At 67.8% G+C, this 24,468-nt stretch carries 22 protein-coding genes and 1 pseudogene; 7 read left to right on the forward strand and 16 right to left on the reverse strand.

The genetic code is table 11. The features are described 5' to 3' along the window. Nucleotides 1-68: 68 nt before the first annotated feature. The 8 genes from FOE78_RS15770 to FOE78_RS15805 are packed head-to-tail and all read right to left on the reverse strand — an operon-like array spanning nt 69 to nt 7,361. Nucleotides 69-977, reverse strand: coding sequence for an alpha/beta fold hydrolase (locus FOE78_RS15770; RefSeq protein WP_143987150.1), 909 nt, complete (start codon nt 975-977; stop codon nt 69-71). A 12-nt stretch (nt 978-989) separates the two neighbouring features. Next, a complete protein-coding gene (locus tag FOE78_RS15775) occupies nt 990-1,577 on the reverse strand; it encodes a TetR/AcrR family transcriptional regulator (protein WP_143987151.1) in 588 nt (195 codons plus the stop codon). A 40-nt stretch (nt 1,578-1,617) separates the two neighbouring features. Further along, nucleotides 1,618-2,274, reverse strand: coding sequence for a GntR family transcriptional regulator (locus FOE78_RS15780; RefSeq protein WP_143987152.1), 657 nt, complete (start codon nt 2,272-2,274; stop codon nt 1,618-1,620). A gap of 11 nt (nt 2,275-2,285) precedes the next feature. After that, on the reverse strand, nt 2,286-3,035 hold the full coding sequence (locus FOE78_RS15785; protein WP_143987153.1) for a maleate cis-trans isomerase family protein: 750 nt from the start codon (nt 3,033-3,035) through the stop codon (nt 2,286-2,288). Further along, complete coding sequence (locus FOE78_RS15790) at nt 3,032-4,276, reverse strand: M20 family metallopeptidase (RefSeq protein WP_143987154.1); 1,245 nt, start codon at nt 4,274-4,276, stop codon at nt 3,032-3,034. The genes FOE78_RS15785 and FOE78_RS15790 overlap by 4 nt, the downstream gene beginning before the upstream one ends. Further along, nucleotides 4,269-5,441, reverse strand: coding sequence for an aminotransferase-like domain-containing protein (locus tag FOE78_RS15795; RefSeq protein ID WP_143987155.1), 1,173 nt, complete (start codon nt 5,439-5,441; stop codon nt 4,269-4,271). Before FOE78_RS15795 ends, FOE78_RS15790 begins: the two co-directional genes overlap by 8 nt. 4 nt (nt 5,442-5,445) lie before the next feature. Further along, the gene (locus FOE78_RS15800; protein ID WP_168207548.1) at nt 5,446-6,630 is read right to left on the reverse strand and encodes a M24 family metallopeptidase; all 1,185 of its coding nucleotides are present in this window, start codon (nt 6,628-6,630) and stop codon (nt 5,446-5,448) included. Next, a complete protein-coding gene (locus FOE78_RS15805) occupies nt 6,627-7,361 on the reverse strand; it encodes a maleate cis-trans isomerase family protein (RefSeq protein WP_143987156.1) in 735 nt (244 codons plus the stop codon). The genes FOE78_RS15800 and FOE78_RS15805 overlap by 4 nt, the downstream gene beginning before the upstream one ends. Before the next feature lie 65 nt (nt 7,362-7,426). Here FOE78_RS15805 and FOE78_RS15810 point away from each other — a divergent pair, with 65 nt between their 5' ends. The 5 genes from FOE78_RS15810 to FOE78_RS15830 all read left to right on the forward strand — a co-directional run bounded on the left by FOE78_RS15810 (nt 7,427) and on the right by FOE78_RS15830 (nt 12,974). Next, on the forward strand, nt 7,427-8,434 hold the full coding sequence (locus FOE78_RS15810) for a D-2-hydroxyacid dehydrogenase (protein ID WP_143987157.1): 1,008 nt from the start codon (nt 7,427-7,429) through the stop codon (nt 8,432-8,434). After that, nucleotides 8,431-9,843, forward strand: a complete 1,413-nt coding sequence (locus tag FOE78_RS15815; protein WP_143987158.1) for an amidase — start codon at nt 8,431-8,433, stop codon at nt 9,841-9,843. The genes FOE78_RS15810 and FOE78_RS15815 overlap by 4 nt, the downstream gene beginning before the upstream one ends. 2 nt (nt 9,844-9,845) lie before the next feature. Then, the gene (locus FOE78_RS15820; RefSeq protein WP_143987159.1) at nt 9,846-10,376 is read left to right on the forward strand and encodes a DUF3830 family protein; all 531 of its coding nucleotides are present in this window, start codon (nt 9,846-9,848) and stop codon (nt 10,374-10,376) included. A gap of 107 nt (nt 10,377-10,483) precedes the next feature. After that, the gene (locus FOE78_RS15825) at nt 10,484-11,452 is read left to right on the forward strand and encodes a LacI family DNA-binding transcriptional regulator (protein WP_143987160.1); all 969 of its coding nucleotides are present in this window, start codon (nt 10,484-10,486) and stop codon (nt 11,450-11,452) included. 205 nt (nt 11,453-11,657) lie between these two features. Continuing rightward, nucleotides 11,658-12,974, forward strand: coding sequence for a C1 family peptidase (locus FOE78_RS15830; protein WP_143987161.1), 1,317 nt, complete (start codon nt 11,658-11,660; stop codon nt 12,972-12,974). A gap of 117 nt (nt 12,975-13,091) precedes the next feature. Here FOE78_RS15830 and FOE78_RS15835 read toward each other — a convergent pair whose 3' ends face one another. Then, nucleotides 13,092-13,286, reverse strand: a complete 195-nt coding sequence (locus FOE78_RS15835; protein ID WP_143987162.1) for a DUF3046 domain-containing protein — start codon at nt 13,284-13,286, stop codon at nt 13,092-13,094. Between the two features lie 12 nt (nt 13,287-13,298). Beyond that, nucleotides 13,299-13,553 (reverse strand): hypothetical protein, encoded by a 255-nt coding sequence (locus tag FOE78_RS15840; protein ID WP_143987163.1) that lies wholly within the window; start codon nt 13,551-13,553, stop codon nt 13,299-13,301. A 134-nt stretch (nt 13,554-13,687) separates the two neighbouring features. Here FOE78_RS15840 and FOE78_RS15845 point away from each other — a divergent pair, with 134 nt between their 5' ends. Further along, on the forward strand, nt 13,688-14,392 hold the full coding sequence (locus FOE78_RS15845; protein WP_143987164.1) for a ZIP family metal transporter: 705 nt from the start codon (nt 13,688-13,690) through the stop codon (nt 14,390-14,392). A 30-nt stretch (nt 14,393-14,422) separates the two neighbouring features. Here FOE78_RS15845 and FOE78_RS15850 read toward each other — a convergent pair whose 3' ends face one another. Further along, nucleotides 14,423-15,547, reverse strand: coding sequence for a serine hydrolase domain-containing protein (locus FOE78_RS15850; RefSeq protein ID WP_143987165.1), 1,125 nt, complete (start codon nt 15,545-15,547; stop codon nt 14,423-14,425). Nucleotides 15,548-15,637: 90 nt separating this feature from the next. On the opposite strand from FOE78_RS15850, the gene FOE78_RS15855 reads away from it, so the two are divergent. Beyond that, nucleotides 15,638-20,512, forward strand: a complete 4,875-nt coding sequence (locus FOE78_RS15855; RefSeq protein WP_210414616.1) for a DEAD/DEAH box helicase — start codon at nt 15,638-15,640, stop codon at nt 20,510-20,512. Between the two features lie 48 nt (nt 20,513-20,560). Here FOE78_RS15855 and FOE78_RS15860 read toward each other — a convergent pair whose 3' ends face one another. The 5 genes and pseudogenes from FOE78_RS15860 to rimO all read right to left on the reverse strand — a co-directional run bounded on the left by FOE78_RS15860 (nt 20,561) and on the right by rimO (nt 24,431). Continuing rightward, nucleotides 20,561-21,124: a DJ-1/PfpI family protein gene (locus FOE78_RS15860; RefSeq protein WP_143987166.1), complete on the reverse strand. Its 564-nt coding sequence runs from the start codon at nt 21,122-21,124 to the stop codon at nt 20,561-20,563. Nucleotides 21,125-21,260: 136 nt separating this feature from the next. Further along, nucleotides 21,261-21,551 carry a helix-turn-helix domain-containing protein gene (locus FOE78_RS15865; protein WP_228266222.1) on the reverse strand — a complete coding sequence of 97 codons (291 nt, stop codon included), beginning with the start codon at nt 21,549-21,551 and terminating at the stop codon, nt 21,261-21,263. Between the two features lie 104 nt (nt 21,552-21,655). Continuing rightward, nucleotides 21,656-22,189 carry a CinA family protein gene (locus FOE78_RS15870; RefSeq protein ID WP_143987168.1) on the reverse strand — a complete coding sequence of 178 codons (534 nt, stop codon included), beginning with the start codon at nt 22,187-22,189 and terminating at the stop codon, nt 21,656-21,658. A 122-nt stretch (nt 22,190-22,311) separates the two neighbouring features. Beyond that, nucleotides 22,312-22,890, reverse strand: a pseudogene (gene pgsA / locus FOE78_RS15875) (CDP-diacylglycerol--glycerol-3-phosphate 3-phosphatidyltransferase); the annotation flags it as partial. After that, nucleotides 22,887-24,431: a 30S ribosomal protein S12 methylthiotransferase RimO gene (gene rimO / locus FOE78_RS15880; RefSeq protein WP_143987170.1), complete on the reverse strand. Its 1,545-nt coding sequence runs from the start codon at nt 24,429-24,431 to the stop codon at nt 22,887-22,889. The pseudogene pgsA and the gene rimO, both read right to left, overlap by 4 nt. Nucleotides 24,432-24,468: the final 37 nt, after the last annotated feature.

Raw genomic sequence — 24,468 nt, forward strand, 5'->3', positions numbered from 1 at the left:
GCCACCCCGCAGCGAAGCTGCCCCGACTGTTGTCGCGAGTGCGGGTTGCTCGGCGGGCATCGGCCGGGTCAGCGGATCGGTTCCGAGGCGCCGGCGGTGGCGAAGTCTGCTGCCCGTTTGATCACGTCGGCGTCCCGGAGGATGCGTTGGTGGCCCAGTCCGTCGGTGCTCACGAATTCGGCGTTCGGCCAGGCGACGGCAAGGTCTACGGCATCGGCGTACGGCGCCTCCTTGTCCCGCTGATCGTGGATGATCATCGTCGGCACGCGATCGGCGAGATCGGGCATCGTCCGCAGATCGAACTCGGCCAGCGGGCCGCCGACCAGCTGCTCGATCCGAGCGTTCAGCCGGGCCGTTGTGCGCGGGCCGAAGCCGAAGATCGTGCCGACCAGCTCCAGATAGCCGGACTGCTGGACGTTCGGGGCGATCATCAGCAACCGGCCGACGTCGAGACCGTCTCGGATGGCGACCGCGGCAGTGGCGCAGCCGAAGGAGTGGGCGATCACGGCTTCCGGTCTGCCGTGCACGGCCGCCACCGCCGTCAACGCCTGAGCGAATTCGAGCCCGTTGCCGCGCCCCTTGCCCATCAGCCCGGGGTCGGAGTCGCCGTGGCTGGGAGCATCGAACGCGACCACCCGGTGGCCAGCTTCCAGCAGCGGTCCGACGAAGGCGCCGAGTTGCCCGCGCCAGCCACCCCAGCCGTGCATCAGGTAGATCGGGCTGCCGGTGCCCCAGGTCTCCACGGCAATCGCGCGACCGTTCATGATCACGGCAGAGCGCTGTCCCGGTTTGGGTCGCTCATCGCGGCGGCGGCCGGCGTTGCCCGGCAACGTGCACCACAGGTCGAGCGCCCACCGCGACAGCGGACCCGGCGCTACCCGATCCCCGAGCAGGAAGATCCTCCTGGTGACCGCCAACCGCGCGGCTTGAATTCGTACGGTCGTGCTTTTCTTTGATCGGTTGTCTCTCGTGCTCACGGCAGAGTCCTCTCAGCTGCGTACGGCGTCCAGCAGCGCCTCGAAGGCGCGCCGGGATCGAGCTTCGGTTTCGGTGGCCCCGTAGACGGGCAGCCAGTGGTAGCCGGCGAACATCACGCCGTCCAGCGCGAAGGCGAACTGCATCGGATCCGCGTCGTCGCGGAAGTGCCCCTCGGTGATGCCGGTCCGGAAGATCTGGGCGATGCTGTCGTAGAGATCGCGATGATCTTGGATCAGTTGATCATGAACGGGACCGCTCTGCTCCTCGAATTCCGTGATGGCCTTGACGAACAGGCAGCATCCGGGAGCACGTCGAAGTCCTCGATCGGCCCAGCGGGCGAAGAGTTCGCGGACGCGCGGTTCGCCGCGCGGTGCGGCGACCGCGGGCCGGATGACCGAGTCGGTGAACTCTTCTCGAGCGCGTCCCAGGACCTCCAACTGCAGCGACTGGATGGATCCGAAGTGTGCGTAGAGTCCGCTCTTGCTGAGGCCGGTGCTGCGGGCGAGCTCGCCGATGGTCAGCCGGCCGAGGCCGACTCGGTACGCCGTCTCCACACCGTGATGCAGGATCGCACTCTTGGTCTCGGCACCCTTGGACACCGAGACAAAATAGCACGACCGTACTGGTCGCGGCCAGGGGTTACTCCTCCACGACCAGCCGGGCGAGCGCGTCATCCATGTGTTCGAGCATCAGTCGGTCGGCCTGTTGCGGGTCGGCCGCACGGATCGCATCGGCGATCGCCTGGTGCTCGGCAACCCGGTCGTCGGACAGCGCGTAGCTCTCGGCCAGCGCGTTGATGCACATCCGGGTCTCGGTGATCAGGGTCCGGTGCAGCCGCTTCAGCCGCGGACTCCGAGACAGATCGACGAGTTCTTCGTGAAACGCGATGTCGGCCTCGGAACGCCCCGCCACACTGGTCGCGGTGGCCATCCGAGTGCAGATGTCGGACAGGCTCGCGCCGGCTCCGGCCGGGTCGCGCTTGATGATCAGGCCGATCGCCGCGCGCTCGATCGCACTGCGGACCGCGTACATGTCGCGGACGTTGTCGGGGGTCATCTCGATCACGAACACGCCGCGATTGCGGATCGAGACCAGCAAACCTTCCTGGGTGAGCCGCTGCAGACCCTCACGGAGCGGCCCACGGCTGACCCCGAGCGTGCGGGCCAGCTCCGCCTCGTAGAGTTGTGCGCCGGCGGCGATGTCGCCGTGCCCGATCGCGTCGCGGACCTTGTCGGCGATGATGCTCGGCGTCGACTCACGGACGAGCGGTTCGAGGTAGCGGCTGGTGTTGTTCATTGTCGACGATCCTACGACCTCGGGGTGGGTCCGGTGGGGAGGTCCTCCGAGCCGGCGAACAACCGCCCGAGGCCGGATGCGGATCGTGGCGCGTCGAGCAGCCGCAGGCCTTCCCAGACGGTGACCTGGTTGGCTGTCAGCACCGGTTTGCCGACGGCGGCTTCCAGGTCGTCGACGAGGGCGAGGGTGTGCATGGCCGTATCGGGCACAAGGATCGCGTCGGCCTCGTCGAGATCCGCGGCGCGGGTCAACTCGATCACCTGATCGGGCGTGAGGTGGCCGACGTCGGACGCGTGGAGGATGTCGGAGACGCCGAAGCCGGCCACCGAGATCCCTGCCTGACCGAGGAAATCGACGAACAGCCGGGCCACGTCATCGGGGTACGAGGCCGCGACGGCGACACGGCGCAGGTCAAGATCGTCGGCGGCACGGGCGAAGGCGAGCGAGGTCGACGACACCGGTAGCCCGCGGCGCCGGGACAACTCCTCGGCCTGCCGCTGGGCACCCGCCCAGCCGAACACGAAACTGCCGCTGGTGCAGGCCCAGATGATCGCGTCCGGCCGGTCCGGGCTCAGCGCCGCGGCGCCGAGCTCCAGCGCATCGGCGCTCCCCCAGGCCCGCAACTCCTCGGGCCGGTGAGCGTCGCTGTCCATTGCGGTGTGCACCAACGGCAACCGCAGGTCGGGGTGGAAACGCTGCTCGGCAACGGCGAAGTCGTCCTCGGCGCTGTGACCGGGGTAGAGCAGCCCGATGGTGATCATGAAATGCCCAACGTACGTTGGATGATCAGCGCGTAGCCGCGCGCCGCGGTCAACAGGTCCCGGATCGGCACCGACTCGTCGGCCTGATGCGCCTGTTCGGTCACCGACCCGGGCCCGAACACCACCACGTCCAATCCGGCGTCGCGGGCCAGGAAGCCGCCGTCGCAGGCAGCCGACCAACCGCCGGGCGGCAGCTCGGGCGCTCCGGCAGCGATGCAGGAATCATGAACCACGGTTGCGATCGTGCTGTCGTTCGCCGTCTCGAACCCGGGCATGTCCAAGATCAACTCCGTCTCGATCCGCAGATCGTCGGGCAGGTCCAGGCGGCCGATTCGGCGGCGAAGTTGATCAAGAACCATCGGCCCGGTCTCCGTCGGCAGCAGCCGCCGATCGGCGATCAGCCGGCACTCTGCCGGCACGATCGACGGCCCGGTGCCGCCACTGATCGTCCCCACACTGACCGTGGCCGGACCGGTCAGCGGATGACCGCTGCCGGCCAACTCTGCATGCCAGCAACGAAGATCGTCGATGATTTCGGCCGCACCGTAGATCGCGTTGGTTCCTTCGTCAGGAGAGCCGGCGTGGGCGGCCCGACCGGTGATCTTGATCTCCAGGTACGCGTCGCCACGGGCAGCGATCACGGTCTGCAGCCCGGTCGGCTCGCCGACCACGCAGCCGGCGAAGCCTCGGCCATGGCCGCTCGTGAGGTAGTGGCGCACCCCCAGCGCGGCATCCTCCTCGTCGATGGTGACCGCCAGCTCCACGGGTCCTCGTAGCGGCACCCCGGCCCGGCGCATCGCACCCAGCGCGACCAGCATCGCGGCCAAGCCGCCTTTCATGTCGGCCGAGCCGCGCCCGTACAGGCGTCCGTCGCGAACGAGGCCACGATGAGGATGCATCGACCAGCCGTCACCGGCCGGAACCACATCGGAATGCCCCAGGAACAGCAATCCTGGACCGTCACCGCCGGCGAGCCGGGCCCGCAGGTTGGGCCGGCCCGGCCGGACCGGGTCGATCTCGTGATCGAGTCCCCGCTGGTCGCAGGCCCGGGCCAGCACCTCGACGGTTGCCTGTTCCTGGCCGGGCGGATTCTCCCCCGGAGCCACCACCAGAGCGGCCGCCAGCGACGTGATCTCCTCGGTGCCGATCAAGTCCAGTACTGCGGCCTCCGCCGCCGTTGCGGCACTCGGCGGCGCGAGGCCCAACGGGCTCACCTCAGGCCCGAGGTGCCGCTCAGGCATCGAGCGCTCGACGCAGCCTGGCCACGCCCTCGACGATCCGGTCCGGCGGCGTCGAGGCGAAACACAACCGCAGCGCATCCGGGTAGCGGCCGGTCGGCGAGAACGCAGGACCGGGGATGTACGCGACGCCCTCGGCCAACGCAGCGGCGAACAGCCGCTGGGTGTCGACCCCGGGAATCGTTACCCACAAGAAGAATCCGCCGTCGGGATCGGTCCAGGTCGCCCGCGACCCGAATTGGTCGGCCAATGCCGTCTGCATGGCCGTCCTGCGTTCGCGATAACGTTCCCGCTGCGTGCGCAGATGTTGATCAAGACCACCTTCGGCCAGGAAGGCGGCCACCAGCCGCTGTCCCGGCAGATTGGTGCAGGTGTCCATCGCCTGTTTGGCGTTGATGATCAACTGCTGATGCTGCGGAGCGGTGTCCACCCAACCCACCCGCAGCCCGGGAGCGATGATCTTGGAGAAGGTGCGCACCGCGAACACCAGCGGATCACCGTCGGACAGGGATCGCAGCGAACCGATGTCGTCACCGCCGAACCGGAGCAGACCGTACGGATCGTCGTCGATGATCATCGAACCCCAACGGCGGGCCAACTCGATCAACCGCTGCCGGCGTTCCAGGCTCAGTGTGGTGCCGGAAGGATTCTGAAAGCTGGGGATGACGTAGATCGCCTTCGGCGCTCGACCGGCCCGGTCGACGACCTCGATCAACTCGTCGATGATCATGCCGTCGGCATCGACTCCGACCTCGGCCAGCTCGGCGCCGTAGGACAGTGCGGTCGCGCTGCCGTTGGTGTAGGTCGGCGACTCCACGATCACCAGGTCACCCGGATCGATGAACAGCTTGCCGAAGATGTCCAGGCCCTGCATGCCGCCGGCGGTGATGGTCAGCCGTTCGGGGACGGTCCGATCCGAGGTGCCGTCCAGCATCTCCAACAGCGCATCGCGCAGTCCCGGATCACCTTCGGTGGCGGCATAGTCGAAAGCCTCAGCACCCAGCACCTTGGCCGCCAGCGGTTCGAAATCCGGGATCGCCTCGGCAGCGGGGCTGCCCATCGCGAACCGGACGATGTCGTGGGATTGCTTCTGCAGCAGCGAGGTCGATGAGTCGATCACCGACCCCAGCAGTTGGGTTGCCCTCTTTGCCAGCAGGGATTTGCTCATCTCCTCACCGTCCTTTCACTCGCAACACTTGATCAACGTCGGTGAGTCGCTCGGCGCCGGCATCGGTGACCAAGATCGACTCGCTCAGCTCGTACCCCCAACCGTCGGCCCACATCCCGGCGATCACGTGGAACGCCATCTTGGACCGCAGCTGGGTCTGATCACCGGTCCGCAGGCTGATCGTTCGCTCGCCCCAGTCCGGCGGGTAGCCGATGCCGATCGAGTAACCCAGCCGCGATTCCTTGATCAACTGGTGCCGGGCCAGCACCGCGTCGAAGGCGGCATGCACCTCGTCCGCTGTCACCCCGGGCTTGATCAATTCCAGCACGGCGGCCATCCCGTCGCCGACGACGCCGGCCACCAGGGACAGTCGCCGCGGCGGACGGCCGAGCATCACCGTTCGGGCCAGCGGTGCGTGATAACGCCGGGAGACGCCGGTCAACTCGATCGTGGTTACCTCGCCGCCGACGAACCGATCACCGGTCCAGGTCAGGTGCGGTACGCCGGCCCCGGCACCGGTCGGCAGCAACGGCACGATCGCCGGATAGTCACCACCCTGATCATCGACACCGGCGATCTGGGCCGAGGAGATCGCTGCCACCGCGTCGCACTGCCGGACTCCCGGCTCGATCACGTCCAGTGCGGTGGCCATCGCAACCGAACAGATCCGGCCGGCGCGACGCAGTTGATCTTGCTCGTAGTCGGACTTGATCACCCGCACCCAGTTGATCAACTCCGCGCTGTCGATCAGCCGGTCCGCGCCGCACAGCTCGGCCAGCGCGAGGTAACCCCGTACCGAGAAGAAGTGCGCGTCCGCCTCGACGGCGATCTGGCCGTCGTCGGGCAACAGCCCGATCTCCTTGGCTCGTTGGCAGATCCATTGATAGGGATGCCGATCAGGTCGGTGCACCAGCTCCTCCGGATAGCCGTGTACGCGTTCGGGACCAAGATCAGCCCCGAAGCGCGCGCCGGCCGCATCCATGGTGCGGGCGAAGAAGTGCGGATCACCCACAGCGGGCACGATGAGGCATTGCGGCGTGTAGAAACTCCATGCGTCATAGCCGACCAGGTAATAGATGTTGGCCGGATCGGCGACCACCAGCGCGGCCAGCGACCGGGTCGCCATCGCCGCCTGCACTCGCTGCACGCGGTCGCGATACTCGGCCACCGACGGCATCGCCGCAGTCATCGGGCGGCCCCGATGGGCGTCCGCAGCAGCCGCTGTCCCGGGCCGATCGCCGGTGCGCCGACCAGTCTCAGCAGGGCCCAGACGGTGGCCTGATTGGAGCTGATCACCGGCTTGCCGATGGTGGCCTCCACCTCGGCGATCAGGTCATAGGTGGCCAGGTTCGTGCAGCAGACGACGATGCCGTCGGCGTCGGGGCTGTCGGCGGACAGCAGCAACTCCCGGGTCACCGGATAGCCGACGTGCCAGATGTCATGGCGCAGATCGAGGTTGCGCGAACCGGCGACCGCGATGCCGACCTCGTCCAGATAGCGCTCGAAGGCGATCGAGATGTCCAACCGGTACGGGTTGGCGACCGCGACGCGGCGCAGTCCCAGCTCGCGGATGGCCGTGACCAGCGCACCGCTGGTGGTGATCGACGGTCGGCCGGTCGTCGTGGTGATCGCGTCGACGATCGCATGCTCGCCCGCGACACCGTTGATGAAGCTGCCGGACGTGCAGCCGTACGCGTAGGCCAGCGGCTCCGCACTGACCAGATCGGTGGCGGTCCGGCCGATCATCTCCGGATCACTCAGATCAATGACCAACTCGGTCGTCACCTCCAGCGGTGAATAGGGCGTCCTGGTGAACAGCAGGCTGACGTCGTCGGGGGCCCAGCGCCACAACTCCCGGTCCAGGGCCATGTCGTGCGGGACCACGATCCCCACGGCCAACCGGCTCCCCTCCACGTACATGACCACAGTCTGCCCGCGACGGTAGATTGTTGACAATGTTCCGTCCGGATTTCTAGGGTCTACATGTGTCCACCCCGTCGCCGCCGCCGCAGATCGCCGTACTCTGCCGCGATGATCAAGATCGGCCGCCGGGCCTGGAGTCGCTGGCCGGTCGAGTGACGTTCCGCTTCACCGACGCGGACGGACTGCCGGACGCCATCGCCGGAGCGGACGGACTCTTCGTCTGGGACTTCTTCTCCCCCGCCGTCCGGGCCGCCTGGCCCCGAGCGAACCGGCTGCGCTGGTTGCATGTCGCGGCCGCGGGCGTGGACGCGGTGCTGTTCGACGAGTTGATCAACTCCGACGTGGTGGTGACCAACGCCCGCGGCGTCTTCGACCAGCCGATCGCGGAATACGTGCTGGCGATGATCTTGGCCGAGACCAAGCAACTGCACCGGACCAGACAACTGCAGCGCGAGCACCGCTGGCAGCATCGCGAGACCCGCTCGCTGGCGGGACAGCACGCCTTGATCGTGGGCACCGGCGGGATCGGCCGGGCCACCGCGCGACTGCTCACCGCGGCCGGTCTGCGGGTCACCGGCGCAGGCCGGGTGGCCGTCGACGAGGATCCGGATTTCGCCACTGTGGTGGAGAGTTCGGCCCTGGAGCGCAACGTCGGCGAGGTGGATCACTTGATCATGGTCGCGCCGTTGACACAAGCCACCACCGGCTTGATCAACGCACGGGTGCTCGCCGCGATGAAGCCCGGTTCGCATCTGATCAACGTCGGCCGCGGACCGTCGGTGGACGAGGACGCGTTGGCCGCGGCATTACGGACCGGCCCGATCGGCGCCGCCTCGCTGGACGTCTTCTGCTCCGAGCCGCTGCCCGATGATCATCCGTTCTGGGAGCTGCCCAACGCGTTTGTCAGTCCGCACATGTCCGGCGACACAGACGGCTGGCTGTGTCGGCTCGCCGGCCAGTTCGTCGACACCGCCGAGCGCTGGCTGGACGGCCGGGAGTTGATCAACATCGTGGACAAGCGGCGCGGCTACTCGGCCGGCGGGTCGGCCCGTCGGGAGCCGCGGCGATGACCGAACTCTCCATGATCACCGCAACCGAGCTGGTCGCCGGTTACCGCGGCGGGCAACTGTCGCCGGTCGAGGCCACCGACGCGGCGTTGACGGCGATCGAACGCTTTCAACCGGCCGTGAACGCCTTCGTGCTGGTTGATCCGGACGGTGCTCGCACCGCGGCGCGAGCGTCGGAACGCCGTTGGCACAGCGGCCGCCCGCTCGGCCCGCTGGACGGCGTACCGATGTCGATCAAGGACATCTTCTTGACCCGCGGCTGGCCCACACTCCGCGGCAGTCGGTTGCTGGACGCGTCCGGGCCGTGGGACGAGGATGCGCCGGCGGTCGCTCGGCTGCGGGAGTCCGGTGCGGTCTTCCTCGGCAAGACCACCACGCCGGAGTTCGCTTGGAAGGGCGTCACCGATTCGGCCCGCTACGGCGCCACCGGCAACCCGTGGGACGCGAGGCGGCACGCCGGCGGATCGAGCGGCGGTTCGGCCGCGGCCGTCGGCCTGGGGATGGGTACGGTGTCGATCGGCACCGACGGCGGCGGATCGGTGCGGATCCCGGCATCCTTCACCGGTACCACGGCGATGAAGCCGACCTACGGTCTGATCCCGTTGTATCCGCCGAGTCCGTTCGGCACGCTGTCCCATGCCGGACCGATGACCCGAACGGTGGCCGACGCGGCCCTGCTGTTGGACGTGATCACGGGCTTCGACCCCCGGGACTGGTCGGCGATGCCGACACCCACCGATTCCTTCGCCGACAGTGAAATCGGGGCCCTGACCGATCTACGGATCGGTTTCTCCGCCGACCTGGGCTACGTCCGCAATGATCTCGGGGTGGACGCGGCCGTGCGCGCGGCGGTGGCCGTGTTCGCCGAAGCGGGGGCCGAAATCACCGAGATCGATCCCGGCTTTCCCGACCCGAGCGAGGCCTTCCACGTGCTCTGGTTCTCCGCAGCGGCCAAGGTCCTGCAGGAGCACGAGCGAGAAGTTGATCTTGTCGATCCTGGTCTGCGCGCCATCGCCGAGCAGGGTGCCGAACTGACCGCTTCCGACTATCTCGACGCCACGGCGACCCGGATGGGGTTGGGCGTCACGATGGGCCGGTTCCACACCGACCACGACCTGTTGATCACGCCGACAATGCCGATCACGACATTTCCGATCGGCCGGCAGGCACCGGAGGGTTGGCCGTCGCAGCTGTGGACCAGCTGGACTCCGTACACCCTTCCGTTCAATCTGACGCAGCAGCCCGCGCTCAGTGTCCCGTGCGGATTTGCCGACGGACTGCCGGTCGGACTTCAGATCGTCGGACGTCGGCACGCCGACCGAACGGTGCTCCGCGCCGGCCGGATCTACCAGCAGCGAACCGATTGGCACCGACAGCCACCGAAGTTGATCACCGATGAAGGGACGAGTTGATCATGCCGCGTTACCTGCGTGTCAGCCTGGAGTCTCGCGGCGTGAGCTGCCGCGCCAAGTTGCTCGACGATGAGGCACCGCGCACCGCCCATGCGGTCTGGCAGGCCCTGCCGCTGTCCGGGCAGGTGTTTCACGGCAAGTACGCCCGCAACGAGATCTACAACCTGGTCCCGGCCTTCGCCGAAACCGAACCGGGCAAGGAGAACACCACCGTCACGCCGATCCCCGGTGACCTCTGCTATTTCGCCTTCGACGGGAATGATCTTGCCACCCCGTCGCACGGCTACGGTCAGGGCGAGGGACCCGTGCCGCCGGCGCCCGGCTCCGGAGAAGATCTGCAGCTGCAGCACATCATCGATCTGGCGGTCTTCTACGGCCGCAACAACCTGCTGCTGAACGGTGATCAGGGCTGGGTACCGGGCAACGTGTACGGGACGATCGTGCAGGGACTGGAGGAATTCGCCATGGCCTGCAACGACATCTGGATGTCCGGGGCCCGCGGCGAGACGTTGACCTATGCCCGCGACGAATAGTGGTACCGACCCAGTCGCCGTCGAATGGGTGAGAAACGGCGTCCTGGAACGGATTCAGTGACTAATGTTCTCGGGTGACCTCCAGCGACGCAATCAGACGGCCGACGATGAAGATGGTCGCCGAGCGCTGCGGTGTCTCGGTGGCCACGGTGTCGTTCGTGTTGTCCGGCCGACGCAGCGGGCAGGTCGCGGCATCGGCTGCGACGGCCGAGCGGATCCGTACGGTCGCCGCGGAATTGGGTTATCGGCCCAACCATGCAGCGCGAGCCATCCGGACCGGGCGCTCGGGGCTGGTGTTGCTGTCGCTGACCCAACTGTCCGACCCGTGGTGCCAGTCGGTCAGTCACGCCGTCAACGAGGCCTCGGCCGATCGGCACCTGCAACCGTTGATCCTGGCCGACGGCGACTGGGGCGAGGTGCTGGACACGCAGCCGGTGGATGCCGCCTTCCTGGACGCCGGCACCGGTGCCGATCTTGATCGGATTCGCGGCCTGGTGCGCCGCGGGCTGCGCCTGATCGTCTTTTCCGATGATCTTGAACCGGACGGGTTCGACGTGATCAGAAGTCCGCAGCAGCCGGGCTGTGGGCTGGCCATGGAGCACCTGCTCGCCGATCACGTCAGGATCGGCTGTCTGACCGGATCCGATCCGAGTCGGCCCGGTTGGCACCGCGAGGATGCCTACTTCGCTGCCCTGCAAGAGGCAGGGATCAAGCCGGAATCCGATCATTTGCAGCGATACACCCACGATCTTGCCGGCGTGTACGACGCCGCGTTACGCCTGCTGGATCGGGCCGATCCGCCGACCGCCGTGTTCGCATCCTCCGACTTCGCGGCGATCACGGTGATCAACGTCGCACTGCGGCTGGGCATGTCGGTGCCCGATGATCTTGCCGTGGTCGGGGTGGGCAACACCGAGGAAGGCACCCAACTGCATCCCTCGTTGACCTCCGTCGGCCCGACCGAGTTCTTCTCCACTCTCGCCGACTTGATCATCCAGCTGGCGGAGCGTCCCGACGATCATCAGCCCACCCGACACGACTTTCCCTGGCAGTTGCATCGGCGCGAGTCCAGCTGACCGAGCAGACTGCCGTTCGCTGCCCTGGACCCGAAGGGCCATGGATCCTTGCAACCTGCTGACCGGAGAGGTCGGCGCTAAACGATTGACGATACTGTTGCGGGTACCCCTATCGCCGCCCGTCCTCATGCCGTAGCGTCGAGCCGGACGTGGATACGTTGGGACCACGCCACCTGTACCGAGCTTTACGAGGAGATTGCTTTCCATGCCTGCAAAACCCTTGGCTAATGCTGATCTTGAGCGACTGCGCAAAGAATTCAGCGCCGATCCGACGGCCAAACTGCTGCAGAACGCGTTGACCACGGCGGAGCTGAAGGACATCGCTCTTGATCATGATGTGGTCGCGGCGACCGACACCACGATGTCGAACCGGCTGGACGACTGGAAGGTCACCAACCAGAAGCGCAGCGGCCGCTGCTGGCTGTTCGCCGGACTGAACCTGCTGCGTGCCGGCACCGCCGCCAAGTTCGGCATCAAGGACTTCGAGTTCAGCCAGAACTACGCCATGTTCTTCGACAAGATCGAGCGGGCGAACTACTTCCTGCAGTCGGTGATCGAGCTGGCCGACCGGCCGACCGACGACCGTACGTTGGCCACCCTGCTCGAGGACTGCATGGGCGACGGCGGCCAATGGAACATGTTCTCCGCGGTGATCGCCAAGCACGGTCTGGTGCCCAAGTCGGCGATGCCCGAGACGATCAGCTCCGAGGGCACCAGCCAGATGAACTCCTCGCTGCGCAAGATCCTGCACACCGCAGCCCGGGACATCCGGGTGGCCGATCAAGATCAACGAGCCGAGCTGGCCGAGACCACGACCAGCGTCGTCTGGCGCGCGTTGTGCATGCATCTGGGTACGCCGCCGGAGAAGTTCTTCTGGCAGTGGACCGACAGCGACAAGCAGTTCCATCGCGACGGCTGGCTGACCCCACAGCAGTTCCGTGACAACTACCTGACACTCCCGCTGGACGAATACGTCTGCCTGGTTCACGATCCGCGCAACCCGACCGGCAAGACGTACACCGTGGAGCTGCTCGGCAACGTCGTCGACGCACCGCAGGTCGTCTACCTCAACGTCGACATCGAGACCATGAAGAAGTACGCCGCCGATCAGATCGTCGCCGGTACGCCGGTGTGGTTCGGTTGCGACGTCGGTCAGCAGATGGATCGCGACCGCGGCATCTGGGACGCCAAGCTGCACGACCTGGAGTCGGTCTACGGCACCGAGTTCAGCCTGGACAAGGCCGCTCGGCTGGAGTATCACCAGACGCTGATGACGCACGCCATGCTGTTCACCGGAGTTGATCTTGTCGACGGCACGCCGCGGAAGTGGCGGGTGGAGAACTCCTGGGGCGACGAGCACGCCGATCAGGGCTTCTACACCATGAACGATTCCTGGTTCGACGAGTACGTGTTCGAGATCGCCGCGCCGAAGTCGATCCTGCCGGCCGAGCTGGTGGCGGCTCTGGACGAGCAGCCGACAGTGCTGCCGGCCTGGGACCCGATGGGTGCCCTCGCCCGCTGATCCCCTGCTACACCCCGCAGCCGCACCACTTGGCTGCAGCCGCACCAGTTGCACCTGGTGCGGCTGCACGGTAGTGGTGCGGCTGCGGGTTTCTCGGGGTGTCGGTCCGACAGCGGGTCAGCGCTCTCGCGCCGGTAGTTCGAGCGCCTCCCAGACCGCGCGCCAGATCGTCTTGCAGTCGATGCCGTCGGCCAGCGCCTCGTCGACCGTACGCCCACCGAGTCGAGCCAGATTGTGCTGACCTGCCCAGACCTGGCTGTAGGCCGGGCCGAGATGGGTGCGCATCCGTTCCCAGAATTCCGTTTCCCGCATGATCCGGTCAGCCTACGTCGCGCTGTCGGCGCGATCCGAGCGACAGACCAGCAGGACCGACTGCGGCTGGTCGGCATGGAAGTCCCCGACCAGGCGGTACTCATGATCATCGCAGCGCCACAGCACCTTCAGCGCCGCATCCCGCTTGGCCGGGTCATAGCAGCACAGGATGATCTTGCTCGAAGTCACCAGCCCGTCCAGCTGAGCCCGCCACAGATAGCCGAGTTGCTCGAGCAGAGTGCGATGATCTTCGCCGATTCGGGGCACTTTCCTTGAGCAACCCCGTCATGGACCGAGCCAGGTCGGCCGGCGGCCTTGGCGGACTTCATGCCGGTCCCGGTGGGCGGCGTCGGACGGCGCGACCGAACTGGCATGATCAACTTCACCGAAGGGAGATGATCATGCTGGCAGCGATCGTGTGGGGAGCGGTGGCGGCGTCGTCACTGGTGATCGGCGCGATCCTTGGTGTGGCGCGGACCTGGCCGACCCGGCTGATCGGCGCGGTACTGGCGTTCGGCGCGGGCGCCCTGGTGTCCAGCGTCTCGTTCGAGTTGGCGGCCGAAGGCTTCCAGGTCGGTGGGCCGCTACCACTCGCGATCGGCATCGGCGCCGGCGCCGGCGCCTTCTTCCTCGCCAACCGCGGTGTCCAGCGGCTCGGAAGCCGCGGTCGCGGATCCGCCGGTCTGCCGCTGGCGCTGGGGGCGTTCCTGGACGGGATCCCGGAGCAGGCCGTGCTCGGCATCGGTCTTGCCGCCGGTGACGGTGTCAGTGTCGCCCTGCTGGTGGCGATCTTCGTGTCCAACCTGCCGGAGGGAATCGGCTCGGCCTCCGAGATGCATCTCGGCGGGCGCAGCAGCCCGGCGGTGCTCAAGTTGTGGCTGGTGGTGGCGGCGCTCTGCGCGCTCGCGACCGTGGCCGGCTACGGCCTTGCCGATCTGCTCGGCCCTCGATGGCAGGGCGCCATCGATGGCTTCGCCGCCGGCGCCCTGCTGGTAATGCTGGTCGACGAGATGATTCCGGAGGCGTACGACAAGGCGAAGGATCCGGCCGGCCTCCTCACCGTACTGGGCTTCGCCGTCGCAGCCGGCCTGTCGGCCAGCTCCTGAATGGGTGCGGCGGCGTACCGGCAGGGCTGGTCAGCGGGCCGCGTAGGTCAGAACGTCGGACATCGCGGCGGTGTCGTCCGGCCCGCCCATCTCCACCTGGGACAACCACACCACCACGGTCTGCGTGGACCCGATCACATAACCCGCGGTGCCGGTCCCGCCGACCCAGCCGTAGCGGCCGATCACGTTCCAGGGATGTGCTGTACGAAGATCAACTGCGCCGCCGAATCCCCAGCCCTGGCCGTCCAGGAAGAGATGTTGCGGACCGCCGTCGACGTGCGCGGTGGTGATCAACTTCACCGACTCCTCCGACAACACCCGCCGGCCCCCTTGATCACCGCCGGCCAAGATCATCCGGCCGAAACGGTGCCAATCGTGCACGGTCGACAGCAGGCCACCGCCGCCGCTCTCGAACGCGGGCGGCGCCGCCCACTGACCCTGAGGCGGATCGATCAGCTCCAGCCCGGCATCGCCACGGCGATACAAGCCGGCCAATCGGTCGACATCCGTTGTCCAGAAGGACGTGTCGGTCATCCGCAGCGGACCGAGCACGGCGTCCGACAGCACGTCGATCAAGGACTCGCCGGTGGCCCGGGACAACAGCACACCGAGGATGTCGGCACCGGTGTTGTAGGTCCAGCCCGCCCCGGGTTGGTGCAGCAGCGGAACCGTGGACAGCGCCCGCATCCAATCGTCGGGCGCCGGATGATGCTGGGGTTGCGGCGGCCCCTCGGCGAGTTGCTCGGTCAGCACCTGGACGATCGGCAGGTCGAAGCGCTGCGGGAAACCGTGGCCTGCTTGGAAGGTGAGCAGATCGCGTACGGTGATCGCCCGCTCGGCCGGCATTACATCGTCGGTCGGACCCTCGAGATTTCGCAGCACGACCGGGTCGGCCAGCTCGGGCAGCAGCCAGGCGACCGACTCGTCCAGATCGATCACGCCTCGTTCGACCAGCACCATGGTGGCGGCGGCGACGATCGGCTTGGTGATCGACGCGATCCGGAAGATGGTGTCCGGGGTCATCGCCGCACCGCCGATCGTCTGCTCGCCCGCGTACGCGAGCTCCGGCTCACCGTCGCGCGAAACCAGCGCGACCGCGCCGAGCACCGTACCGCGGGCACAGGCGTCGTCGAGGAGTTGCTGCAGCCGTTTCATACCGTCACCGTGTCAGACCCGCTCGCCGAGCGCCAGCAATCCTGAGCCCGGGGAGGATGCTTTGTCAGTGGCACCAGGCAGGATGAGATCGTGCCCAACCGACAGCAGGGATTCCGCTCCCCAGGATTCGACGCCCTGGCCGGTTTCACGCTGCCCACACGGACCTGGTTCGCCGAGGTGTTCGAGGCGCCGACTTCGGCTCAGTCCGGTGCCTGGGAGGCGATCTCGGCAGGCCACAACGCGCTGGTCATCGCACCGACCGGATCCGGCAAGACGTTGGCGGCCTTCTTGTGGGCCCTGGACGGGCTCGCGCGGACCGAACCACCGCCGAGCAAGCAGCGCTGCCGGGTGCTCTACGTGTCTCCGTTGAAGGCGCTGGCCGTCGACGTGGAGCGCAATCTGCGCGCGCCGTTGACCGGTATCGCCCGGACCGCCGAGCGACTCGGCGCCCCGGTGCCGGACATCCGGGTCGGCGTCCGCTCCGGCGACACCCCGGCCTCCGACCGCCGCAAGCTGGCCAGCAAACCACCGGACATCATGATCACGACGCCGGAGTCGTTGTTCCTGATGCTCACCTCCGGCGCTCGGGACATCTTGCGCCAGGTCGAGACCGTGATCGTCGACGAGGTGCATGCGCTGGCCGGCACCAAGCGCGGCGCCCATCTGGCGATCAGCCTCGAACGGTTGGAGGAGCTGATCGGCCGGACCGCCGAGGACGCCGGAGCTGATCATCGGCCGGTGCAGCGGATCGGACTGTCTGCGACGGTTCGACCGCCGGAACGGGTCGCCGCCTTCCTCGGCGGCCGGCATCCGGTCCAGGTGGTGGCGCCGCCCGCGGAGAAGAACTGGGATCTGCAGATCGTCGTCCCGGTCGAGGACATGGCCGAGGTCGGAGCCGCGCCGCCGCGGCCGATCTCCGAGCAGGTCGGTACGGCCGAAGTGCTCGGATCGCCCGCGGCACCCGACCCGAAGGGTGCGGCTCCCGACGACCTCGATCCGTACGATCTCGTTGCCCCGCCGCCCAGCGGCCCGCCGTCGATCTGGCCCCACGTCGAGACCCGGATCCTGGATCTGATCCTGGACAACCGATCCAGCATCGTGTTCGCGAATTCGCGCCGGCTGGCCGAGCGGCTGACCGCTCACCTGAACGAGTTGTACGCCGAGCGACTCGGGGTCGAGGTGCCCGACAGTGTCAGACCGCCGGCCCAGGTGATGGCCCAGTCCGGTGCCTCCAAGGGGCAGGACGGCTCCGGTGACGGCGGGGCCCCGGTGATCGCCAAGGCGCATCACGGATCGGTCAGCAAGGAGCAGCGGGCGATCGTCGAGGACGACCTGAAGTCCGGCCGGCTGCGTTGTGTGGTGGCGACCTCGTCGTTGGAGTTGGGCATCGACATGGGCGCGGTCGACATCGTGATCCAGGTGGAATCACCGCCGTCCGTTGCGAGCGGGCTGCAGCGGGTCGGCCGGGCCGGCCATCAGGTCGGCGCGATCTCCCGCGGCGTCTTCTTCCCCGATCATCGCGGCGACTTGATCGAGTCGACGGTGGTGGCGACCCGGATGCGGGACGGACAGATCGAGGAGGTCGCCCGGCTGCACAACCCGTTGGACGTGCTGGCCCAGCAGATCGTGGCGATCGTTTCCGATCAGGACATCGATGCCGATCGGCTTTTCGATCTTGTTCGGCGAGCCGACGGCTACGCCGAGCTGCCCCGCAGCGCGTACGAGGCCGTGCTCGACATGCTCAGCGGCCGCTATCCCAGCGAGGATTTCGCCGAGTTGCGACCGCGGCTGATCTGGCATCGCGACACCAATCAGTTGCAGGCCCGTCCCGGCGCACAACGCCTGGTGGTGACCTCCGGCGGCACCATCCCTGATCGTGGTTTGTTCGGCGTCTTCCTGGTCGGTGAGGGTGCCGGTCGTCGCGTCGGCGAGCTGGACGAGGAGATGGTGTACGAGTCCCGGGTCGGTGACGTGATCACGCTCGGCACCACCAGCTGGCGGATCGAGGCGATCACCCACGATCAGGTGCAGGTCTCCCCTGCTCCCGGCGTGCCCGGCCGGCTGCCGTTCTGGAAGGGTGATGCACCGGCCCGACCCGCCGAGCTGGGCCGGGCGCTGGGTGGATTCGTCCGCGAGATCGCGGCGCAACCGACCTCCGAATCCAAGCCCCGCTTGCTGTCTGCCGGTCTGGACGAGTGGGCCGCGGACAATCTGCTCGGTTACGTCCATGATCAACAATCGGCCACCCGAGGACTGCCGACCGACCGGGAAGTGATCTTCGAACGGTTCCGCGACGAACTCGGCGACTGGCGGGTTTGCGTGCACACCCCGCTCGGTTCGGCGGTGCACGCACCGTGGGCGTTGGCGATCGAGGCGGCGGCCCGGGAGCGGTACGGCGTCGACGCGTCGGCGACCGCGACCAACGACGGCATCGTGCTGCGGATCCCGGACACCGAGAGCGAACCACCGGGTGCGGAGTTGATCATCAGTGACCCGGACACGTTGGAGCAGATCGTCACCGACGAGGTCGGCGGATCGGCCTTGTTCGCTTCGCGATTCCGGGAGTGCGCGGCCAGGGCGTTGCTGCTGCCCCGCCGAGATCCGCGATCCCGATCACCGTTGTGGCAGCAACGGATGCGTTCGGCCCAACTGCTCGGCGTCGCCACCCGCTACCCCGAGTTTCCGATCGTGCTGGAGACGATGCGGGAGTGCCTGACCGACGTCTTCGATCTTGAATCGCTGCTCGACGTGCAGCGCCGGATCGCGGCGAGACAGATCAAGATCGTCGAGGTGGAGACCAAGGAGCCGTCGCCGTTCGCCAGGACGCTGCTCTTCGGCTACGTCGGTGAGTTCGTCTACGAGGGCGACGTGCCGCTGGCGGAGAAGAAGGCGGCCGCACTGTCCCTGGACGCCGGGCTGCTGGCCGAGTTGCTCGGCAAGGACGGGCTGCAACAGCTGCTCGATGCCGAGGTGATCACCGAGGTCGAGGCAGATCTTCAGTCGTTGAGCATCCAGCGGCGAGCTGGCCGGCCGGAGCAACTGTTCGACCTGATCCGAACCGCCGGCCCGTTCGATCACAGCGAGCTGGCCGCCCGGGTGACCGCCGAGTTTGATCTTGACACCGAGCTGGCGGGGTTGATCAACCAACGCCGCGTGGTCGAGGTCCGGATCGCCGGTGATCAGCGGTATGCGGTGATCGAGGACCTGCCCCGATTGCGGGACGGATTGGGCATCCCCTTGCCGCCCGGCACGGCCGCCGATGTCGGCTCGTCCGGTGATCAGCCGGTCACCGACCTGGTGCTGCGGTGGGCTCGGACCCACGGCCCGTTCCTGGCCCAGACCGTCGCCGACCGCTACGGCCTCGGCGTCGGCGTGATCAGCTCGGCGCTGCAGGATCTGATCAAGGACGGCACGGTGGTTACCGGCACCTTCACCGCCCCAGCCGCGCCGGAGCACGGCGAAGAACCGAAACCCGACCCCGACGGTCCTGCCCATGACGGCGGACCGAAACCCGGCCACGCCCGTCAGTACTGTCACCAGCGCAATCTGGCGCTGATCAAACGCCGTACGTTGGCCAAGCTCCGCCAGGGTATCGAGCCGGTCGATCAGGTCGCCTACCAGCGGTTTCTGCTCGACTGGCAGGGGATCGGCTCCGGCGTACGAGGTCCGGAGGCAGTGTTGTCGGTGCTGGAGCAGCTGGCCGGTTATCCGCTGCCGGCCAGCGCGATCGAATCGGTGATCCTGCCGGCGCGGGTTGCCGACTATCAACCGGCGATGCTGGACGAGCTGACGTCGTCGGGTGAGTTGCTGTGGATCGGCGACGGTGCGATCGGTGACGCCGACGGTTGGGTTCGGTTCTATCCGCAGGACGCCGACCTGCCCGATCCGGGCCAGCAGGTTCCGGGGCCGCTGGCGGCCGAGCTGATGGAACGGCTCGAGTCCGGCGGCGGATTCTTCTTCGACAACCTGCTCGGCGCTGATCTCGAGCCGGGTCGGCGCGGCGACTACGTGCAGGCGCTGTGGGATCTGGTCTGGTCCGGGCACATCACCGGCGACACCTTCGCACCGGTCCGGGCGCTGACCACCGACGGCACGATGAAGCGACCGGCGACCCCTCGGGCCAGGCTGCCTCAGAACCGATTGAGGGGCCGGGGCATGCGACCCCGATTCGGACCCGGCAGTGGACTGTCCCGACGGCCGCCACGCCCTGGTTTCGTGGCTTCCTCGCCGACCACAGCCGGACGGTGGTCTGCGGTGCCGCGGATCGGCGACGTCGATCAACGGGCACGCTTTGCCGGCCAGTTGTTCGCCGAGCTGGACCGCTACGGCGTGCTGACCCGGGGCAGCGTGCTGAACGAGGAGGCCGAGGGTGGGTTCGGGGCGGCCTATCGCGGGTTGAGCACGCTGGAGGAGTCGGGGCAGTGTCGCCGTGGCTACTACATCGACGGGCTGGGCGCCGCCCAGTTCGCCGTCCCCGGCGCGATCGACCGACTGCGTGATCATCAGCGCGAACTTGATCTTGAACACCCGCGGGCGGTCGTCCTGGCGGCGACCGATCCCGCCAACGCGTACGGCGCTGCCCTGCCGTGGCCACGTAGAGCCGCGCTCCGCGCGGACATGCCGGGCAGAGCCGCACCGGGCATCGACGGGTCCGAACGGGAGGGACACCGTCCCGGCCGAAAGGCCGGTGCCCTGGTGGTGCTGGTCGACGGACTGCTCGCGCTGTATGTCGAGCGGGGTGGCCGGACCCTGCTCACCTTCACCGAGGCGGATCAGCTGCTGCGGCCTGCGACCGCTGCCCTGGCCGCCGCGGTGCTGGCCGGCCACCTCGGCCGGGTGACCATCGAACGGGCGAACGGTGACCAGATCTTCACCGCAGGCCGGTTGAGCGAGTTGTTGCAGGAAGCCGGCTTCCGGATGACGCCACAGGGTCTGAGGCTCCGACCGGATCCGTCCCGATCGTGAGATCGCTGATGAAGAAGTACGACGCCGTCGGCGACCACCCTCGGGATCTCAGTCCACCGGATGGCGGGCGGTCAGCAGGTCCATGAAGGCGCGCATCCAGGTCGGGTGATCCGGCCACGCTCGCCCCGACACCAGATTTCCGTCCACCACTCCGCCGCCCTCGACGAAGGTGCCGCCGCCCAGCTCGACGTCCACGCCGAGCTCGGGATAGGCCGACGAGGTGCGCCCCTTCAGCACACCCGCGGCGGCCAGTAGCAGCGGACCGTGGCAGAGCGCGGCGACCGGTTCGTCGGCGTCGAAGAAGTGCCGGATGATCCGGCGCGCGTCCTCGTCGTTGCGGATGTATTCCGGTGCCCGGCCGCCGGGCACCACGGCGGCGACGTAATCGGCCGGATTCACGTCGGCGAACGCGACGTCGGCCTCCCAGCTGTGCCCGGGCTTCTCCGTGTACGTGTCGAATCCGTCGACGAAGTCGTGCACCACGAACTGCAACTTCTTCTTCTCCGGCGCGGCGATGTCGACCTCGTACCCTGCCTCCTGCAGCCGCTGGTACGGGTAGAACACCTCCAACGTCTCGGCCGCGTCCCCAGTCAGAATGATCACCCTCGGCATCGCCAACCCTCGGCAAGAGCCGGCGGGTACGCGTTCGGCCGATACGTCGGGCGCCCGGAGCGCGGATAATCACCGACGTCTGCGGCACGCAAAACGGGCCCTTCCGAAGTGGAAGGGCCCTGCGGAGGTACGACGTTCAGGCAGCAGCCTGGGCCAGCGGGCGAACCGGCAACGGGGTGAGGATCTTCTCGTGAATCGCGAGCTTCTCGCTGACCATCGACAAGATCACCGACAGGGGCACGTCGAGGGCGCCGCAGATCGCGGCCAGCAATTCACTGGAGGCTTCCTTCTGGCCCCGCTCCACCTCGGAGAGGTAACCCAGGCTGACCCGCGCGGACTTGGAGACCTCACGCAACGTCTTGCCCTGCAGGGCGCGTTCTTCGCGGAGAGTCTCGCCGATCAACTCACGTACGAGGACCGGCTTCACCGTTTGGACCTCAGCCATGGCAGACACTCTACCCACCCTTCGAAGCAGTTTTCGTTGCGCACTGGTGCCAACACTCGCGACTGCTTGATCATTCCGTGGGGTGATCATTCCGTCGGCGGCCCGACGACCCGCAACGCCTGCCGCAGCGCGGCGGCCACGGTCTGCTCCCGGATCACCGCGCGGCTGCCGGTCAGTGCCAACTCCCGAACGCAGACCACGCTGTCGCCTGCCGGGTCGTCCCAGCCTGCTTCGCCGGGTTGGTGACCGACCGCGACGAACACGGTGCCGGGCGGATGTCCCTCCTGCGGGTCGGGGCCGGCCACTCCGGTGACCGCGATTCCCCAGGTCGTGTCGCAGCGTGACGCCACCCCGAGTGCCATCTCCACCGCGGTCAGCTGGGACACCGCTCCGTGCTCGGCCAGGGTGCTCTGCCGGACGCCGGCCAGGCTCGCCTTCAAGTCGGTCGCGTAGCTGACGACGCCGCCGCGGTAGGCCTCCGACGATCCTGGGACCCCGGTCAGCGTGGCACCGATCAGCCCACCGGTCAGCGATTCTGCGGTGGCCACGGTCTCGTCGCGGCCGATTAGCAACTCGATCAGTTCGGTCGCCAGTTCGCCCAGCGACTCCGGCGCCGTCATCGATCGGTTCCGGTCTGGTCCGGCCCGCCGTGTTCGGGGCCGCCGTCTTCGGTGTCGTTTTCTGCCGGTCGGGGCTGGCCGGTACCGCTCTGCGGGGTTTCGTACCGATCGCCTTCTGCTGTTGGTCGGGTTGCTACCCGTCGCATCCTGTTGGCCTCCAGAAGATAGTCCACACCGGTCACCACGGTGACCACGAAGGCCACCGCCATCACCGCCCAGCCCACCGGCAGCAACCAGTGCGGCAGCGGCAACAGCAACAGCCCCAGGGCGAGCGCCTGCAGGACGGTCTTGATCTTGCCGCCCTTACGAGCCGCCATTACCCCGTACCGCAGGACGACGAAACGTAGCAGGGTGATCCCCCACTCGCGGACCAGGATCACGATGGTGACCCACCACCACAGCTCGCCGATGATGCTCAGCCCGATGAAGGCCATCCCGGTCAGGGCCTTGTCGGCGATCGGGTCGGCCAGCTTGCCGAAGGTGGTGACGATGTTGTGCTTGCGGGCGAGGTGCCCGTCCAGGAAGTCGGTGAAGATCGCCACCACGAAGATCAACGCGGATGCGACTCGCCACCAGGGATCGTGGGGATGGCTGAGCAGCACGTAGGCGAAGACCGGCACCAGCACCAGCCGGAACGCGGTCAGCGCGTTCGGTATGTTCCAGGCCGACGACTCGGTCTGGGGCTGAGCCGGCGAAGTCATCGGGTCGCCCCTGCTCGGACCGGCCCGGCCGACGTCTCGGCAGCACGGACCGAGGCCACCAGATCCACCCCCTCGACGCCGGTCACGGTGGCTTCGACCAGGTCACCGCTGCGAGCGTCACTGTCGATCAGTCGTACGGTGCCGTCCACCTCCGGACCCTGATGCTCGGCCCGGCCGATGATCTCGGGGCGGCCGGTCGAGGGATCGTCGCCGCCGTCCTCCACCGATTCCACCAGCACGCTGACCCGCTCGCCGATCCGTTCCTCGGCGCGTTGATCCACCAGCTCTTCGGCAAGGTCCGCGATCTCGGCACGCCGGCCCTCGATCTCGTACTCGTCAAGCTTGCCGGCCATCGCGTACGCCTCGGTCTCGGTCTCGTCGGAGTAGCCGAAGACCCCGATCGCGTCCAGTCTGGCCTCGCTGAGGAAGTCAGCCAAGGTCCGGACGTCCTGCTCGGTCTCGCCCGGGAAGCCGACGATCACGTTGGATCGGATCCCCGCCTGCGGCGCTCGTTCTCGGATGCTCTCGATCAGGTTCAGGAAGGAGTCGGGATCGCCGAAGCGGCGCATCCGGCGCAGCACCGGCGCGGAGGCGTGCTGGAAGGACAGATCGAAGTACGGCACCACCTTCGGCGTGGAGGTCATCACGTCCACCAGGTCCGGCCGCATCTCGGCCGGCTGCAGGTAGGAGACCCGGATCCAGTCCAGTTCGTCGAGCTCGGACAGCTGTCCGAGCAGCTTCTCCAGCAGCCGGATGTCGCCCAGATCCTTGCCGTAGGAGGACGAATTCTCGCTCACCAGGAACACCTCGCGCACGCCCTCGCCGGCCAGCCAACGCGCCTCGGCGACGATCTCGTCCGGGGTCCGGGAGACGTAGGCGCCGCGGAACCGCGGGATCGCGCAGAAGGTGCAGCGGCGGTCGCAGCCGGCGGCCATCTTCAGCGGAGCCGACGGTCCGGAGCCGAGTCGTCGCCGGAACGTCCGCGGCCCGCTGGCCGGGGCGACTCCGGCCGGCAGGTCGGCCGGTCCGCCGGGCGCCGTGTGCATGCCGGGCGTGCTGACTTCGGCCAGCCGACGTTCGACCGGGCTGATCGGCAGCAGCTTGCGCCGATCGGTCGGTACGTGGGACTGGTGCCGCTCGCCGGCCAGGATCGCGTTCAGCTTGTCGGCGATGGTGTCGTAGTCGTCGAAGCCGAGCACGGCGTCGGCCTCGGGCAGCGAATCGGCGAGCTCCTTGCCGTACCGCTCGGCCATGCAGCCGACCGCGACCACCGCCTGGGCCCGGCCGTCGGCCTTCAGATCCGCGGCCGCCAGCAGCGTGTCGACCGAGTCCTTCTTGGCGCTCTCGATGAAGCCGCAGGTGTTGACCATCACGGCGTCGGCATCCTGCGGATCGTCGACCAGCCGGAAACCGCCCTCGGCCAGCCGGGCCGCCAACTCCTCCGAATCCACCTCGTTCCGGGCGCAGCCCAGCGTCGTCAGGTGGACGGAGGTCAGGGCGCCCGGGCTCAGTGATTCGGGGCTCAGCGATTCGGTGCTCATCAGGGGGCCAGTATGTCAACAGACAGCGGTTGTTGAT

This window comes from Microlunatus elymi (assembly GCF_007362775.1).
Taxonomy (GTDB): Bacteria; Actinomycetota; Actinomycetes; order Propionibacteriales; family Propionibacteriaceae; genus Microlunatus; species Microlunatus elymi.